At 57.4% G+C, this 16,549-nt stretch carries 10 protein-coding genes; 2 read left to right on the top strand and 8 right to left on the bottom strand.

Annotated elements, in window-relative coordinates:
• The first annotated feature begins 416 nt into the window (after positions 1-416).
• A complete protein-coding gene (gene malT, locus H2Z33_RS09930; RefSeq protein WP_015571449.1) occupies positions 417-3,122 on the top strand; it encodes an HTH-type transcriptional regulator MalT in 2,706 nt (901 codons plus the stop codon).
• 62 nt (positions 3,123-3,184) lie between these two features.
• Here malT and H2Z33_RS09925 read toward each other — a convergent pair whose 3' ends face one another.
• The 3 genes from H2Z33_RS09925 to glpE are packed head-to-tail and all read right to left on the bottom strand — an operon-like array spanning position 3,185 to position 5,170.
• Complete coding sequence (locus H2Z33_RS09925; protein WP_045142188.1) at positions 3,185-3,943, bottom strand: DeoR/GlpR family transcriptional regulator; 759 nt, start codon at positions 3,941-3,943, stop codon at positions 3,185-3,187.
• Positions 3,944-3,959: 16 nt separating this feature from the next.
• Positions 3,960-4,790 carry a rhomboid family intramembrane serine protease GlpG gene (glpG, locus tag H2Z33_RS09920; protein ID WP_063135388.1) on the bottom strand — a complete coding sequence of 277 codons (831 nt, stop codon included), beginning with the start codon at positions 4,788-4,790 and terminating at the stop codon, positions 3,960-3,962.
• Positions 4,791-4,837: 47 nt separating this feature from the next.
• Positions 4,838-5,170 (bottom strand): thiosulfate sulfurtransferase GlpE, encoded by a 333-nt coding sequence (gene glpE / locus H2Z33_RS09915; RefSeq protein ID WP_015571452.1) that lies wholly within the window; start codon positions 5,168-5,170, stop codon positions 4,838-4,840.
• 285 nt (positions 5,171-5,455) lie between these two features.
• Between glpE and glpD the strand changes: the two genes are divergently transcribed.
• A complete protein-coding gene (glpD, locus tag H2Z33_RS09910) occupies positions 5,456-6,964 on the top strand; it encodes a glycerol-3-phosphate dehydrogenase (protein WP_032649735.1) in 1,509 nt (502 codons plus the stop codon).
• Positions 6,965-7,051: 87 nt separating this feature from the next.
• On the opposite strand, the gene glgP is transcribed toward glpD, so the two are convergent.
• Genes glgP through glgB form a run of 5 tightly spaced genes read right to left on the bottom strand, consistent with a single transcriptional unit; the run spans position 7,052 to position 16,420 of the window.
• On the bottom strand, positions 7,052-9,499 hold the full coding sequence (gene glgP / locus H2Z33_RS09905) for a glycogen phosphorylase (RefSeq protein WP_032103634.1): 2,448 nt from the start codon (positions 9,497-9,499) through the stop codon (positions 7,052-7,054).
• Between the two features lie 18 nt (positions 9,500-9,517).
• Positions 9,518-10,951 (bottom strand): glycogen synthase GlgA, encoded by a 1,434-nt coding sequence (gene glgA / locus H2Z33_RS09900; RefSeq protein WP_017384140.1) that lies wholly within the window; start codon positions 10,949-10,951, stop codon positions 9,518-9,520.
• Complete coding sequence (gene glgC / locus H2Z33_RS09895; protein WP_017384139.1) at positions 10,951-12,246, bottom strand: glucose-1-phosphate adenylyltransferase; 1,296 nt, start codon at positions 12,244-12,246, stop codon at positions 10,951-10,953. The genes glgA and glgC overlap by 1 nt, the downstream gene beginning before the upstream one ends.
• A 17-nt stretch (positions 12,247-12,263) precedes the next feature.
• Positions 12,264-14,237 (bottom strand): glycogen debranching protein GlgX, encoded by a 1,974-nt coding sequence (glgX, locus tag H2Z33_RS09890; protein WP_063135389.1) that lies wholly within the window; start codon positions 14,235-14,237, stop codon positions 12,264-12,266.
• On the bottom strand, positions 14,234-16,420 hold the full coding sequence (gene glgB / locus H2Z33_RS09885; protein WP_045328586.1) for a 1,4-alpha-glucan branching enzyme: 2,187 nt from the start codon (positions 16,418-16,420) through the stop codon (positions 14,234-14,236). Before glgB ends, glgX begins: the two co-directional genes overlap by 4 nt.
• Between the last annotated feature and the right edge of the window lie 129 nt (positions 16,421-16,549).

Here is a 16,549-nt window from a genome sequence, read left to right as displayed (position 1 = left end):
GAAAAAGCGATCCCGGAAGAGCGTCAAAGAAATGAAATGCAGTTTCGGAGGAAATTAATCTTCGCTGAAATGATTACTTACGTAGAATAATATTTCCGCGCGTCGCGATTATTCAGCACCCCTATTAAGCCGATGCAACTTTCCCCGAAGTTAATTAACTTCAGCGTCATTATCTCTTTCTGAAACCAGTTTCAGCGCAACCGCGACTTATGCACACAAGCCAGAAGCAGCGCGGCATCCAGCCATTTACGGAAAGTTCCATCAGTGATGAGAATGTTTTGTGACAGAGTGCAAATTCAGAGCCTCCAAACCCAGACATAACTTGCAATAGTTCCTCTATTGGCCGAACTTATAGATATTAATTACGAAGCGCAAAAAAAATAAATTCTCTCGTTCCCCACAGTGAAGTGAAAACTATGTTGATTCCGTCCAAATTAAGTCGCCCGGTTCGTCTTGACCATACTGTGGTCCGCGAGCGCCTGCTGGCTAAACTTTCCGGTGCGCATAATTTCCGACTGGCGCTGGTTACGAGTCCTGCGGGTTATGGAAAAACAACGCTCATTTCGCAATGGGCGGCAGGTAAAAGCGATCTTGGCTGGTACTCCCTGGATGAAGGGGATAACCAGCAGGAGCGTTTTGCCAGCTATTTAATTGCCGCGATTCAGCAGGCAACCAACGGACACTGCGTCACCAGCGAGGTGATGGTGCAAAAGCGCCAGTACGCCAGCCTGTCCTCTCTTTTCTCCCAGCTGTTTATCGAGCTGGCCGAATGGCATCGCCCGCTGTATGTGGTGATTGATGATTATCATCTGATCACCAACCCGGTTATTCACGAGTCCATGCGTTTCTTCCTGCGCCATCAGCCGGAAAACCTGACGCTGGTTGTCCTGTCGCGTAACCTTCCGCAGTTGGGCATTGCCAACCTGCGCGTGCGCGATCAGCTGCTGGAAATCGGCAGTCAGCAGCTGGCCTTTACCCATCAGGAAGCGAAGCAGTTCTTTGACTGCCGCCTGACGTCTCCGATTGAGGCGTCGGAAAGCAGCCGCCTGTGCGATGACGTTGCCGGCTGGGCCACGGCGCTTCAGCTGATTGCCCTCTCCGCGCGGCAAAACAACAGCCCGACGCATCAGTCCGCGCGCCGCCTGGCGGGCATCAACGCCAGCCACCTGTCGGATTATCTGGTGGATGAGGTACTCGACAGCGTTGACCTCTCCACCCGCCATTTCCTGCTGAAAAGCTCCCTGCTGCGTTCCATGAACGATGCGCTGATTGTACGCGTCACCGGCATTGAAAACGGGCAGCTTCAGCTCGAAGAGATTGAACGTCAGGGTCTGTTCCTGACGCGCATGGACGATCCCGGCGAATGGTTTAGCTACCATCCGCTGTTTGGCAGCTTCCTGCGCCAGCGTTGCCAGTGGGAACTGGCCGCAGAGCTGCCTGACATTCACCGCGCCGCCGCCGAAAGCTGGATGGCGCAAGGTTTCCCGAGCGAGGCTATCCACCATGCGCTGGCCGCCGGGGATGCCGGTATGCTGCGCGATATTCTGCTCAACCACGCGTGGGGACTGTTCAACCACAGTGAACTGACGCTGCTGGAAGAGTCGTTAAAAGCGCTGCCGTGGGAAAGCCTGCTGGAAAATCCGCGTCTGGTGCTGCTCCAGGCCTGGCTGATGCAGAGCCAGCATCGCTACAGCGAAGTGAACACCCTGCTGGCGCGCGCCGAGCAGGAGATGGAAAGCGAGATGGATACCACCCTGCATGGCGAATTTAACGCCCTGCGTGCGCAGGTGGCGATTAACGACGGTGACCCTGAGGAAGCCGAACGGCTGGCGATGGTCGCGCTGGATGAGCTGCCGCTGGCGAATTTTTACAGCCGTATTGTGGCCACCTCGGTACACGGCGAAGTGCTGCACTGTAAGGGCGATCTCACGCGTTCGCTTTCACTCATGCAGCAAACCGAACAGATGGCGCGCCGCCACGATGTCTGGCATTACGCCCTCTGGAGCCTGATCCAGCAAAGCGAGATTTTATTTGCTCAGGGATTCCTGCAAGCCGCCTGGGAAAATCAGGAGAAAGCGTTCCAGCTGATCCGTGAACAACATCTGGAACAGCTGCCGATGCACGAGTTCCTGTTGCGTATTCGCGCTCAGCTGCTGTGGGCATGGTCGCGTCTGGATGAAGCAGAAAGCTGTGCCCGCCAGGGTCTGAATGTTCTTTCAAGCTTCCAGCCGCAGCAGCAGCTCCAGTGTCTGGCTCTGCTGGTGCAGTGCTCGCTGGCGCGCGGCGACCTGGATAATGCCCGCAACCATCTTAACCGCCTGGAAAACCTGCTCGGCAACGGGCAGTACCATAGCGACTGGGTATCCAACGCCGATAAGGTCCGGGTGATTTACTGGCAGATGACCGGCGATAAAAAGTCCGCCGCCAACTGGCTGCGTCATACGCCTAAACCGGAATTCGCCAATAACCACTTCCTGCAAAGCCAGTGGCGCAACATCGCTCGCGTGCAGATCCTGCTGGGTGACTTTGAGCCTGCCGAGATTGTGCTGGAAGAGTTAAACGAAAACGCCCGCAGCCTGCGCCTGATGAGCGATTTAAACCGCAACCTGCTGCTGTTAAACCAGCTTTACTGGCAGGCGGGCCGTAAAAACGATGCCCAGCGCGTACTGCTGGAAGCGTTACAGCTGGCGAACCGCACCGGGTTTATCAGCCACTTTGTGATTGAGGGTGAAGTGATGGCCCAGCAGCTGCGCCAGCTGATTCAGCTCAACACGCTGCCGGAACTGGATCAGCATCGCGCCCAGCGCATTCTGCGCGAGATTAACCAGCATCATCGCCACAAGTTTGCGCACTTCGATGAGAACTTTGTTGAACGTCTGCTGAACCATCCAGAAGTGCCGGAGCTTATCCGCACCAGCCCGCTCACCCAGCGTGAATGGCAGGTGCTGGGGCTGATCTACTCAGGCTACAGCAACGAGCAGATTGCCGGTGAGCTGGCGGTGGCGGCGACCACCATCAAAACGCACATTCGCAATCTGTATCAGAAGCTGGGCGTGGCGCACCGTCAGGATGCGGTGCAGCATGCGCAGCAGCTGTTGAAGATGATGGGATATGGAGTGTAGATCCTCTGCGGTCTGATGCCCTCACCCCGGCCCTCTCCCACAGGGAGAGGGAGAACGGCTTTTCAACACAACTCTAACTGCACATTATTATCTTTAATCACCTGCATGACGCCCGCCGGCGGCATCACGTCGGTGTAGACCGCATTCACCATGCTGATGCTGCCCATGTTCACCATCGCATTACGACCAAACTTGGAGTGATCCACCACCAGCATTACATGGCGTGAGTTCTCAATGATCGCGCGCTTGGTGCGCACCTCGTGGTAATCAAACTCCAGCAGCGAGCCGTCGCTGTCGATGCCGCTGATCCCCAGAATGCCGAAGTCGAGGCGGAACTGGGAGATGAAGTCGAGGGTCGCTTCGCCGATAATGCCCCCGTCGCGGCTGCGCAGTTCGCCGCCCGCGAGGATGATGCGGAAATCGTCTTTCTGCATCAACGTGTTGGCCACGTTCAGGTTGTTGGTCACCACGCGCAGGTTCTCGTGGTTCAGCAGCGCATGGGCGACCGCTTCCGGCGTGGTGCCGATATCAATAAACAGCGTCGCGCCGTTCGGGATCTGGCTCGCCACTTTACGGGCGATACGCTCTTTCTCTGCCGTTTGCGTCGCCTTACGGTCATGCCATGAGGTGTTCACCGAGCTGGACGGCAGTGCGGCGCCGCCGTGGTGACGCAGAATACGGTTCTGATCGGCCAGGTCGTTGAGGTCACGACGGATGGTTTGCGGGCTGACGGCAAACTGCTCCACCAGCTCTTCAGTACTGACGTATCCCTGTTTTTTTACCAGTTCGATAATGGCGTCATGACGTTGTGTTTGTTTCATGAAATATCCCTGGGAATTATGTTCGTTTTCGCGCATGGAGCGTATCGGCCAGCGCCATCGACAGCCCGACCGCCAGGCCGGTAACGTGCGCACCATTGGCGATAGACATACCAAACAGATCAAACCATCCGGCAATAAGCCATATTAACGCAAAGGTTATTAATCCACGTTGTAAATAGATGCCACTATCCGGGTCGCGCTCGCCTCTGAGCCAGGCGTAACCCATCAGGGCGTACACCACGCCGGATAACCCGCCAAACCATGGACCGCTGAATTTGTGCTGCACGTAGCCGCTTAACAGGGCGCTGATAAGGGTGATCACAATCAGCTTGCCGCTGCCGAGCCGCTTCTCCACCGCCCCGCCGAGATACCACCACCACAGCAGGTTAAAGAGGATATGCATCACCGAGAAGTGCATCAGCGCATGCGTGAAGTAGCGCCAGACGTCAAATTGCAGGGAGGGATCGTACGGCCATGCGAGGGCAATCATCACGCTCTGGTCGCCCACCACGCTCATAATAATGAAGACGATGATGCAGGCTGTCATCAAAAGCAGCGTAAACGGCCCTGCGCGCTCGCGGAGGGTGGCGAGAAACGGAAAACGTTGATAGTGCAGGCCACTGCCGGTCTGGCCGGATTGCCAGCTTGCCGCCAGATAACGCGGGTCGCCCGGGTTTTCCAGAAAACGCGCCAGCTCGTCGTTCACGCGGCCGGCCTGGCTTTCGTCTGCCAGCCAGACATCCGTCTGTGTATGCTGCTGAATAGTCAGGATAATGCCCTGCGTCGCCATATAGTCGACAAACGCCTGGGCGACGCGCGGGTTGCTAAAAGAGGTGATCATCAACATGGGCAGCGGTCGCTTATTTCCACACAAAAGGGGACAGTATAGCGGGATCAGCGTTCAAACGCGTATTCAACTTCTGCCGGGAAATGACGATGCCAGGCATCGAAGCCGCCATCGACGCTGTACACCGCGTCGTAACCCTGCTGGAGCAGATACTGCGCCGCGCCTTTACTGCTGTTGCCGTGATAGCACATCACCATCACCGGGGTATCGAAGTCGTTATCGCGCATAAACGCGCCCAGCGTGTCGTTGGTGAGATGGAACGCGCCCGGCGTGTGGCCCATCGCAAAGCTCTGCGGATCGCGGATATCCACCAGCACCGCTTGTCCCTGGTGCATCTTCTGATGGGCTTCTTCTACGTTAATACATTCAAACTGATCCATGGTGTTCTCATCTTATATTCAGGTGTGGTGCGGTTTTCCCCTCACCCTACCCTCTCCCGGAGGGAGAGGGAAACGGATCACCCTCTCCCCGTGGGAGAGGGCTGGGGTGAGGGCATCAGACCGCACTATTTTACCCCGTAGTGTACGTCCTGGCGGCGGGTAAACGCCATTATGTTATCCATATCACTCTAAATTGTTTTTTTGATGTTACCAAAAGCGCGTTCCTTTGCTATTATGAGCGATATCGAACATTTTTGAGCTTTAACGAAAGTGCATGAGGGTGTTATGGAAACCAAAGATCTGATTGTGATAGGCGGTGGCATCAACGGTGCCGGTATTGCGGTTGATGCCGCAGGACGCGGTTTATCCGTGCTGATGCTGGAAGCTAACGATCTCGCCTGCGCGACGTCGTCCGCCAGCTCCAAGCTGATCCACGGTGGCCTGCGCTACCTGGAACACTACGAATTTCGCCTGGTCAGCGAAGCGCTGGCTGAACGCGAAGTACTGCTGAAAATGGCTCCGCATCTGGCGATCCCGATGCGTTTCCGTCTGCCTCATCGCCCGCATCTGCGTCCGGCGTGGATGATCCGCATTGGTCTTTTTATGTACGATCATCTGGGTAAACGCACCAGCCTGCCGGGTTCGACTGGTTTGCGTTTTGGCTCAGAGTCGGTTCTTAAGCCTGAAATCGTGCGCGGTTTCGAATATTCCGACTGCTGGGTGGACGATGCGCGTCTGGTGCTGGCTAACGCGCAGATGGTCGAGAAGAAAGGCGGCGAGGTGAAAACCCGTACCCGCGCGACCGCCGCACGCCGCGAAAACGGCCTGTGGATTGTGGAAGCGGAAGACGTGGATACCGGTGAGAAGTTTAGCTGGAAAGCGCGCGGCCTGGTGAATGCCACCGGCCCGTGGGTAAAACAGTTCTTCGATGACGGTATGCACCTGCCTTCTCCGTACGGCATCCGCCTGATCAAGGGCAGCCACATTGTGGTGCCGCGCGTGCATACCCAGAAACAGGCTTATATCCTGCAAAATGAAGACAAGCGCATTGTGTTTGTGATCCCGTGGATGGACGAGTTCTCCATCATCGGCACCACCGACGTAGAGTACAAAGGCGATCCGAAAAACGTTGAGATCGACGAGAGTGAAGTCAGCTATCTGTTGAAAGTGTACAACGCGCACTTTAAGAAACAGCTGGCGCGCGATGACGTGGTCTGGACCTACTCCGGCGTGCGTCCGCTGTGTGATGACGAGTCTGACTCACCGCAGGCCATCACCCGTGACTATACGCTTGATATTCATGACGTGAACGGTCAGGCGCCCCTGCTGTCGGTATTTGGCGGTAAGCTCACCACCTACCGTAAACTGGCGGAGCACGCGCTGGAGAAACTGGCGCCGTATTACAAAGGCATCGGCCCGGCGTGGACGAAAGGCGCCGTGCTGCCTGGCGGCGATATCGGCGATAACCGCGACGATTACGCCGCGAAGCTGCGTCGCCGCTTCCCGTTCATTACCGAAGGAATGGCGCGCCACTATGCCCGTACCTACGGCAGCAACACCGAACTGTTCCTCGGCGAGGCGAAAGAGATTGCCGATCTGGGCGAACATTTTGGCCATGAGCTGTACGAAGCGGAACTGCGCTACCTGGTGGAACACGAGTGGGTGCGCCGTCTGGACGATGCTATCTGGCGTCGTACTAAAGAAGGGATGTGGCTGAATGCCGAGCAGCAGTCTCGCGTGGCGCAATGGTTGCAGCAGCATGCGGGAAAGCGTGAATTGTCGTTGGCGTCGTAATTGAAAAAAAGCCGGGTGGCGGCTCCGCCTTACCCGGCCTACTCGATCCCGTAGGCCCGGTAAGCGCAGCGCCACCGGGCTTTGTTTTTACAACCGCACCGGATCAATATGCCAGATATTCTCGGCATACTCTTTGATGGTCCTGTCCGACGAGAAGTACCCCATGTTGGCGATGTTATGCATCGCGGCGCTGGTCCACTTCTCCTGCTGACGGTACAGTTCGTCCACCTTATCCTGACAATCCACGTAGCTGCGGTAATCCGCCAGCACCTGATAGTGATCGCCAAAGTTAATCAGCGAGTCCACCAGATCGCGATAGCGTCCGGGCTCCTCAGGGTTAAACACGCCGGTGGCGATTTGCGTCAGCACCTGGCGTAACTCTTCATCCTCTTCATAATACTCACGCGGCGAGTAGCCCTGCTTGCGCAGCGCCTCCACCTCTTCCGCCGTATTCCCGAAAATAAAGATATTCTCCGCGCCCACATGCTCCAGCATTTCGACATTTGCGCCGTCCAGCGTGCCGATAGTCAGCGCGCCGTTCAGGGCAAACTTCATGTTACTGGTGCCGGATGCTTCCGTCCCCGCCGTGGAAATCTGCTCAGAGAGATCCGCCGCCGGAATAATCAGCTGCGCCAGGCTTACGCTGTAGTTCGGGATAAACACGACCTTCAGCTTATCGCCAATGTCCGGATCGTGGTTCACCACCTTCGCCACATCGTTGATGAGATGAATGATGTGCTTCGCCATGTAGTACGCGGACGCCGCCTTACCGGCAAAGATTTTCACGCGCGGCACCCACTCCGCCGTCGGGTCAGCCTTAATGCGGTTGTAGTGGGTAATAACGTGCAGGACATTCATCAGCTGACGCTTGTACTCGTGGATACGTTTGATCTGCACGTCGAACAGCGCTTTCGGGTTCGCCACCACGTTCAGATGCATCGCCAGCCAGACCGCCAGACGCTTCTTGTTCAGCAGCTTGGCTTCCCGTACCGCTTTATTCACCGTCGGGAAATCAATGTGCTGCTCCAGCTCGCTCAGCTGGCTCAAATCGGTGCGCCAGGTGCGGCCAATGTTCTCATCCAGAACGTCGGAGAGCGGCTGGTTCGCCAGCGCCAGCCAGCGGCGCGGGGTGACGCCGTTGGTCACGTTGCAGAAACGCGTCGGGAAGATCTTCGCAAAGTCCGCAAACAGGGACTGCACCATCAGGTTCGAGTGCAGCTCTGACACGCCGTTCACCTTGTGGCTGATCACCACCGCCAGCCAGGCCATGCGTACGCGACGCCCGTTGGATTCATCAATGATCGAGGCGCGGCTCAGCAGACCGGTATCGTTCGGGTACTGCTCCTGCAAGGTCTTGAGGAAGTAGTCGTTGATCTCGAAGATGATTTGCAGATGGCGCGGCAGAATTTTGCCGAGCATATCCACCGGCCACGTCTCCAGCGCTTCGCTCATCAGCGTATGGTTGGTGTACGAGAACACCTGGCAGGTTACTTCAAACGCGTCATCCCAGCTGAACTTATGCTCGTCAATCAGCAGGCGCATCAGCTCAGGGATCGACAGCACCGGATGGGTATCGTTGAGGTGAATGGCGGTTTTTTCCGCCAGATTCGCATAGGTTTTGTGCAGCTGATAGTGACGGCTAAGGATATCCTGAATCGTTGCCGAGACGAGGAAATACTCCTGACGCAGGCGCAGCTCGCGGCCTGAGTAGGTCGAGTCATCCGGATACAGGACGCGTGACACATTCTCGGAGTGGTTTTTATCTTCCACCGCCGCGAAGTAGTCACCCTGGTTGAATTTACCCAGGTTGATCTCGCTACTGGCCTGCGCGTTCCACAGGCGCAGCGTATTGGTCGCATCGGTGTCGTAGCCGGGGATGATCTGGTCATAGGCCACGGCGAGGATCTCCTCGGTTTCCACCCAGCGGGATTTTTTCCCTTCCTGCTGAATACGCCCGCCAAAACGCACCTTGTAGCGCGTGTTGTGGCGCTTGAACTCCCACGGGTTACCGTACTCCAGCCAGTAGTCTGGAGACTCTTTCTGACGACCATCCACGATGTTCTGCTTGAACATACCGTAGTCGTAGCGAATACCGTAGCCGCGCCCGGGCAGCGCCAGCGTCGCCAGTGAATCGAGGAAACAGGCGGCAAGACGCCCGAGACCACCGTTACCCAGCCCCGGGTCGTTCTCTTCGTCAATCAGCTCTTCTAAATCCAGCCCCATCTCTTCAAGTGCGTTTTTGACGTCGTCATAAATCCCGAGCGATAACAGCGCATTGGAGAGGGTGCGACCAATCAGAAACTCCATCGACAGGTAATACACCTGTCGCGTCTCCTGCGAAAGCTGGGCGCGGTTGGAGCGCAGCCAGCGTTCGACCATACGGTCACGCACCGCAAACAGCGTGGCGTTCAGCCACTCATGTTTGTTGGCAATAACGGGATCTTTCCCAATGGTAAACATCAGCTTATAGGCGATGGAGTGTTTCAACGCCTCAACGCTGAGCGTGGGGGAAGAGTAGCTAAATGGAGCATTCATATCAGTAACTTCGCCTCGTTACATCAAGCGTTGATAAAGGTCGCGGTAGGACTGCGCCGCAACGTGCCAGCCAAAGTCCATGGACATCGCCTGACGTTGTACGTAACGCCACAGGGATGGACGGGACCACAAGACGAAAGCACGCCGGATCGCCCGAAGCAGCGACCAGGCATTACTGTCCTCGAAAACAAACCCGCTGGCGATACCGTCCGCCAGGTTTTCCAGGGAGCTGTCAGACACCGTATCCGCCAGCCCGCCCGTGCGGCGTACCAGCGGCAACGTGCCGTATTTCAGACCATAGAGCTGCGTCAGGCCGCAGGGCTCGAAGCGGCTCGGCACCAGAATCACGTCCGCGCCGCCCATGATGCGGTGCGAGAACGCTTCGTGATAGCCAATCTGCACGCCCACCTGCCCCGGATGTTCCGCCGCGGCCGCGAGGAAACCTTCCTGCAATACCGGGTCGCCCGCGCCGAGCAGCGCCAGCTGGCCGCCCTGCTCCAGTAATCCCGGCAGCGCTTCCAGCACCAGATCCAGCCCTTTCTGGCTGGTCAGGCGGCTGACCACCGCAAACAGCGGCACCTTGTCGTTGACCTTCAGCCCCATCGCAATCTGTAGCTGGCGCTTGTTCTCCGCTTTGTCCTCCACGGAGTCGCGACCATAGCGCGCCGCCAGCAGGAGGTCCGTTTCCGGATTCCAGATCTGTTCATCCACGCCGTTCAGAATGCCCGACAGGCGACCTTCACGGTGGCGCTGTTGCAGTAGCCCTTCCATACCGTAACCGAACTCCGGCTGGGTAATTTCCCGCGCGTAGGTTGGGCTGACCGCCGTGATGTGGTCGGCGTAGTACAGACCCGCCTTCAGGAACGAAATCTGTCCGTTAAACTCCAGTCCGTGCATGTTAAAGAACGACCATGGCAGATCGATGTCATTCATATGATGCGCGTAATACATGCCCTGATACGCCAGGTTGTGCACCGTAAACACCGATTTGGCCGGGTGCCCCTTCGCCGCCAGATACGCAGGAGCCAGCCCCGCATGCCAGTCATGCGCGTGCACCACGTTCGGACGCCAGAACGGATCCAGTCCGACGGCCATTTCCGCCCCCACCCAGCCGAGCAGGGCAAAGCGCATCACGTTATCGGTATAGGCGTACAGGTTGGTATCGTGATACGGGCTGCCGGGTCGATCGTATAAATGCGGGGCATCAATCAGGTAAATCCCTACGCCATTGTAATGTCCAAACAGCAGGGTGATACGTCCCGCGAAGGTCTCGCGACGGGTAACAACCTTTGCATCGGGAATACCGCGCCGGATATCCGGAAAAGCGGGCAACAACACGCGGGTATCCACCCCTCCGGCGATTTGCGCCGCTGGTAATGCACCAAGAACATCCGCCAGGCCGCCCGTTTTTAACAACGGGAACATCTCAGAACATACGTGTAAAACCTGCATCATCGCTCCTGTTTGATTTGCAGCTTCCGCAACATTTCCCGTGTTACTAACACGATCCCCTCTTCCGAACGGTAGAAACGACGCGCATCTTCTTCCGCGTTTTCCCCAATCACCATCCCTTCGGGAATGATGCAGGCACGATCGATAACGCAGCGACGCAGACGACATGAGCGCCCTACCCAGACATCCGGCAGCAGAACTGCCGAATCGATATTACAGAATGAGTTTATACGCACGCGCGGGAACAGCACGGACTGCACCACCACCGAACCGGAGATAATGCAACCGCCAGAGACCAGCGAGTTGAGCGTCATGCCGTGGCTGCCGGAGCGATCCTGAACGAACTTCGCCGGCGGCAACGATTCCATATGCGTGCGAATCGGCCAGTTCTGGTCGTACATATCCAGCTCAGGCGTGACGGACGCCAGATCGAGGTTGGCTTTCCAGTAGGCTTCCAGCGTTCCCACATCGCGCCAGTAAGGCTCCGCATTCGGATCGGACTGCACGCAGGACAGCGGGAAGGGATGTGCATACGCCATGCCAGCTTTGGTAATTTTCGGGATGATGTCTTTACCGAAGTCGTGGCTGGAGTTTTCGTCTTTGTCGTCCTCTTCCAGCAGTTCATAAAGATAATCGGCATCAAAGACATAGATCCCCATGCTGGCGAGCGATTTGGTGTCGTCGCCCGGCATGGTTGGCGGGTTCGCCGGTTTTTCGACAAAGTCGATAATCTTGTCGTCGCCATCTACATGCATCACGCCAAACGCGGTTGCTTCCGCAACAGGCACCGGCAGACACGCCACGGTGCAGCGCGCCCCTTTTTCGACGTGGTCGATCAGCATGTGGGAGTAATCTTGCTTGTAGATGTGGTCCCCGGCGAGGATGACGATGTATTCCGCGCTGTAGCGACGAATGATGTCGAGGTTCTGGGTCACGGCATCCGCCGTGCCGCGGTACCAGTTCTCCCCGTGAACGCGCTGCTGCGCCGGGAGCAGATCGACAAATTCGTTCATCTCTTCGCTGAAGAATGACCAGCCGCGCTGAATGTGCTGCACCAGCGTGTGCGACTGATACTGGGTAATGACGCCAATACGGCGAATGCCTGAGTTCAGGCAGTTGGAAAGTGCAAAATCGATAATACGGAACTTACCACCAAAGTGAACGGCCGGTTTGGCGCGCTTGATGGTCAAATCTTTCAGACGGGTACCACGCCCGCCCGCGAGTATCAGGGCAACTGTTTTTAATGGTAGCTGGCGCGCCAACATTAACGGATCGTTCTTCTCTAATCTAACCATGACTAACTCCTTTTTTATCATCTTTGGAATACGCACACTCCGTGCGCAGGCCCGTGCCAGACAGCCATAACAACCGGATTATCCGCTCCGGCAAAGGGAGGAATGGCTCGCCATTCCCCGTCAGGTAAAACAATCTCTGCGACGTCATCCGTCGCGTTCAGCGTCACCAGCCACGCATCCGAAAGCAGGATTTGCAGACAGGGTATGCCGTGTTGCCACTCTTGCGCGCTTAACGGTTGCGCGTCTTTATTCAGCCAGCGAACGTTTCCGTCGCCCTCTTCCCACCAGCGGTCGGCGGTGAGCGCGGGGATGCGCTGGCGAAGATGGATCAGCGCCGCGGTGAAATGGGTCAGTCCGCTGTTCGCTTCTCCCCAGTCGAGCCAGGTCAGGGTGTTGTCCTGGCAATAGGCGTTGTTGTTGCCGTGCTGGCTGTGGCCGTGCTCATCGCCCGCTAGCAGCATCGGCGTGCCCTGCGACAACAAAAGCGTCGTCAGCAGCGCATGAACGCTGGCGCGTCGCCGCTCGATCACATCCAGACTTCCGCCTAACCCTTCTATACCATGGTTGAAGCTATGGTTATTGTTAGTCCCATCGCGATTCTCCTCGCCGTTTGCCTCATTGTGTTTCTGATTGAAACAAACGCAGTCGCGCAGCGTAAAACCGTCGTGTGCCGTCAGCAGGTTAATGGTGGCCGACGGACGTTTGCCGTCACGCTTGAAGAGATCGCTGGAGCCGGCAAAGCGACCGGCAAACTCCCCCAGCGATAGATCGCGCGTCAGCCAGAAGCGGCGGATGGCATCGCGGAAGTGGTCGTTCCACTCGGCAAACAGCGGCGGGAAATTCCCCACCTGATAACCGCCCTCTCCGATGTCCCAGGGCTCCGCGATCAGCTTAACCTTTGAGAGCACCGGGCAGTTTTTGATGGCCTCAAACAGCGGCGCCTGCTGGCTGAACGCCGGGGTGCGCCCCATCACCGGCGCCAGGTCGAAGCGAAAACCGTCCACGTGGAACGTCTCAACCCAGTATTTTAGGCACTCGTACGCGTAATGCGTAACGGCCGGATGACTGAGGTTGAGGGTGTTACCGCACCCGGTCCAGTTCTCGTAATCGCCGTCGTCCCTGATCCAATAATAGCTACGGTTATCGATTCCGCGCTGTGAGAGCGTCGGGCCGTCAAGATCGCTTTCCGCACTGTGGTTCAGCACCACGTCCAGAATGACCTCGATACCCGCCGCGTGAAGCGCCTTCACCGCATCGCGAAACTCATCCCGTGCCTTCTCCGGCTGCACCGCGTAGCGCGGGTCGAGGGCGAACATCGCCAGCGGGTTGTAGCCCCAGTAGTTGCTTAACCCAAGACGCTGTAGCCGCGGCTCGCTGGCGAAATGCGCCACGGGCAACAGCTCCAGCGCGGTGATCCCTAAGTGCTTCAGGTACGCGACCATCGTCGGAAGCCCAAGCGCTTTGTAGGTGCCGCGCATCTCTTTAGGGATTGACGGGTGCAGATATGTCAGCCCTTTAACGTGGGCTTCATAAATAACGGTGTTGCCCCACGGCGTGCGCGGCGGGGCATCGTCTTCCCAGTCGTAGAGATCGTGCACCACCACGCTTTTGGGCGCGACGGGCGCGCTGTCGCGGTGGTCAGGTTCGCCGTAGCCAACGTGGAACAGCGAGTCATCTTTAAATTCACCGTCCACGCGGTGCGCGCACGGGTCAATCAGCAGCTTCGCCGGGTTAAACCAGTGCCCCTGAGAGGGCTCCCAGGGGCCGTGTACGCGAAAACCGTAGTGCATCCCCGGCCGTCCTCCGGCCAGGTAGCCATGCCAGGTATCCCCCGTGCGCGCCGGTAAATCGTAACGGTGCTCGTTACCTTCCCCGTCAAACACACAGAGTTCCACCCGCTCCGCATGGGCGGAAAAGAGCGTGAAGTTCACCCCCTTTCCGTCAAAACTCGCCCCGAGCGGTTCGGGTTTACCTGCCGTAAGCTGCGTCATTCACCCTCCCGCACCAGCCAGATTGTGCCAAGCGGCGGCAGCGTCAGGCTCAGGGAGTTCGGACGGCCGTGGCTTTCAATGGCATCGCTCTGCACCAGGCCACCGTTACCGGCGTTGCTGCCGTGGTAGTGCATGGAGTCGGTATTGAGAATTTCGCGCCATTTGCCCGGCTGGTTAATGCCGAAGCGGTAGTGTTCGCGCGGCACCGGCGTGAAGTTGCTGGCGACGATGATCTCGTTACCCGCTTTGTCGCGGCGCACAAAGACAAACACCGAGCGCTCGTGGTCGTCCACCACCAGCCACTCAAAGCCGTACGGATCGAAGTCCAGCTCGTGCAGCGCTTTGTGGTGGCGATAAGTCAGGTTCAGGTCACGGACCAGACGCTGTACGCCGTGGTGCCAGTTGTCCGCACCTTCCAGCAGATGCCAGTCAAGGCTGCTATCGTGGTTCCATTCGCGGCCCTGAGCGAACTCGTTGCCCATAAACAGCAGCTTTTTACCCGGGAAAGCAAACAGCCAGCCGTAGTAAGCGCGCAGGTTGGCAAACTTCTGCCACGCGTCCCCCGGCATGCGGTCGAGAATGGATTTCTTGCCGTGCACCACTTCATCGTGCGACAGCGGCAGCATGAAGTTTTCGGTGTAGTTATAGAGCAACCCGAAGGTAAGCTTATCGTGGTGATACTGACGATAAACCGGGTCGAGCTTCATGTAGTCGAGCGTATCGTGCATCCAGCCGAGGTTCCATTTGTACCAGAAGCCCAGACCACCCATTGCCGGTGGACGGGAAACGCCCGGGAAGTCGGTGGACTCTTCCGCCATGGTCACAGCGCCTTCCACCTGCTCGCCGATAATCCGGTTGGTGTTGCGCAGAAACTCAATCGCTTCGAGGTTTTCACGGCCACCATACTCGTTCGGGATCCACTCCCCCTCTTTGCGGCTGTAGTCGCGGTAGATCATCGACGCCACCGCATCCACGCGCAGGGCATCAATGCCGAAACGTTCGATCCAGTACAGCGCGTTCCCGACCAGGTAGTTCGATACCTCACGGCGACCGTAGTTATAGATCAGCGTATTCCAGTCCTGGTGATAGCCTTCGCGCGGGTCGCTGTGCTCGTACAGCTTTGTGCCGTCGAACTCTGCCAGCGCAAAATCATCCGACGGGAAGTGGCCCGGCACCCAGTCGAGGATCACGTTCAGCCCGGCGGCGTGCGCGGCATCGATGAAATAGCGGAAGTCATCGCGCGTGCCGAAGCGGCGCGTGGGCGCATACAGCCCGGTTGGCTGATAGCCCCAGCTGCCGTCAAATGGGTGTTCGTTGATCGGCAGCAGCTCCAGATGGGTAAAGCCCATCCATTTGGCGTACGGCACCAGCTGGTCCGCCAGCTCGCGATAGCTCAGCCAGAAGTTGTTATCGGTGTGGCGACGCCACGAGCCGAGATGCACTTCATAGACGGAGATTGGCGCATCAAAGCGGTTGGCCTGCTTGCGCTCCTCACTCTGGACAACCTTCTCCGGCAGGCCGCAAATCAGCGATGCGGTATTCGGGCGTAGCTCTGCCTCAAAGGCGTACGGGTCGGATTTAATGCGCAGCTTGCCGTTGGCATCGATCATCTCGAATTTGTAGAGCTGACCGTTGTGCGCGCCGGGGATAAACAGCTCCCAGATGCCGGTTTCCCGGCGCAGGCGCATGGGGTGACGACGACCGTCCCAGTAGTTGAACTGCCCGACGACGGAGACGCGCTGGGCGTTTGGCGCCCATACGGCAAAACGCGTGCCGGTGATACCGTCCATGGTATCCGCATGGGCACCCAGCGTTTCGTAGGGGCGTAAATGGGTCCCTTCGGACAGCAGCCAGGCGTCCATCTCTTTTAAGAGCGGGCCGAAGCTATAGGGATCGTCAATCAGGTTTTGCTGACCGTGCCAGATAACGGCAAGCTGATAACGAAAAGGATTTTTACGGCGGGGCATGACGCCCGAGAAGAAGCCACGCGAGTCGAGGCATTCCAGATTACCCACCTTGCGGCCGGTTTTGGGTTCGATAACCCACACTTCTGTTGCATCCGGTAAAAGCGCCCGAACTTCCAGTCCGGCCTCTGTACGGTGCATCCCTAGCACAGAAAAGGGGTCGGCAAAGTGACCCGCAATAAGCGCATTAATCACGTCTCTCGAAATACGATCGGACATGGTGTTCATCCTGTTTTTTTATGTCGCCCTTTTTACGCGCTCCGGGACGACTTTTAATGTGACCTAAACGGTGCAGTTAATCCTCTCTGCTCCGCCCTACCCTCAGGTGAGAAATAAATCTTCCTTAAA

It is taken from the genome of Enterobacter sp. YSU (assembly GCF_016082135.1).
Taxonomy (GTDB): domain Bacteria; phylum Pseudomonadota; class Gammaproteobacteria; order Enterobacterales; family Enterobacteriaceae; genus Enterobacter; species Enterobacter hormaechei_C.
This window is presented reverse-complemented; position numbering and strand designations above follow the sequence as displayed.

Bases quoted from the DNA above. Each gene is read 5' to 3' on its own strand.
- glpG (WP_063135388.1), bottom strand. From the start codon at position 4,790: ATGTTGATGATCACCTCTTTTAGCAACCCGCGCGTCGCCCAGGCGTTT.
- glgX (WP_063135389.1), bottom strand. From the start codon at position 14,237: ATGACGCAGCTTACGGCAGGTAAACCCGAACCGCTCGGGGCGAGTTTT.
- glgA (WP_017384140.1), bottom strand. From the start codon at position 10,951: ATGCAGGTTTTACACGTATGTTCTGAGATGTTCCCGTTGTTAAAAACG.
- glgC (WP_017384139.1), bottom strand. From the start codon at position 12,246: ATGGTTAGATTAGAGAAGAACGATCCGTTAATGTTGGCGCGCCAGCTA.
- glpD (WP_032649735.1), top strand. From the start codon at position 5,456: ATGGAAACCAAAGATCTGATTGTGATAGGCGGTGGCATCAACGGTGCC.
- glgB (WP_045328586.1), bottom strand. From the start codon at position 16,420: ATGTCCGATCGTATTTCGAGAGACGTGATTAATGCGCTTATTGCGGGT.
- H2Z33_RS09925 (WP_045142188.1), bottom strand. From the start codon at position 3,943: ATGAAACAAACACAACGTCATGACGCCATTATCGAACTGGTAAAAAAA.
- glgP (WP_032103634.1), bottom strand. From the start codon at position 9,499: ATGAATGCTCCATTTAGCTACTCTTCCCCCACGCTCAGCGTTGAGGCG.
- glpE (WP_015571452.1), bottom strand. From the start codon at position 5,170: ATGGATCAGTTTGAATGTATTAACGTAGAAGAAGCCCATCAGAAGATG.
- malT (WP_015571449.1), top strand. From the start codon at position 417: ATGTTGATTCCGTCCAAATTAAGTCGCCCGGTTCGTCTTGACCATACT.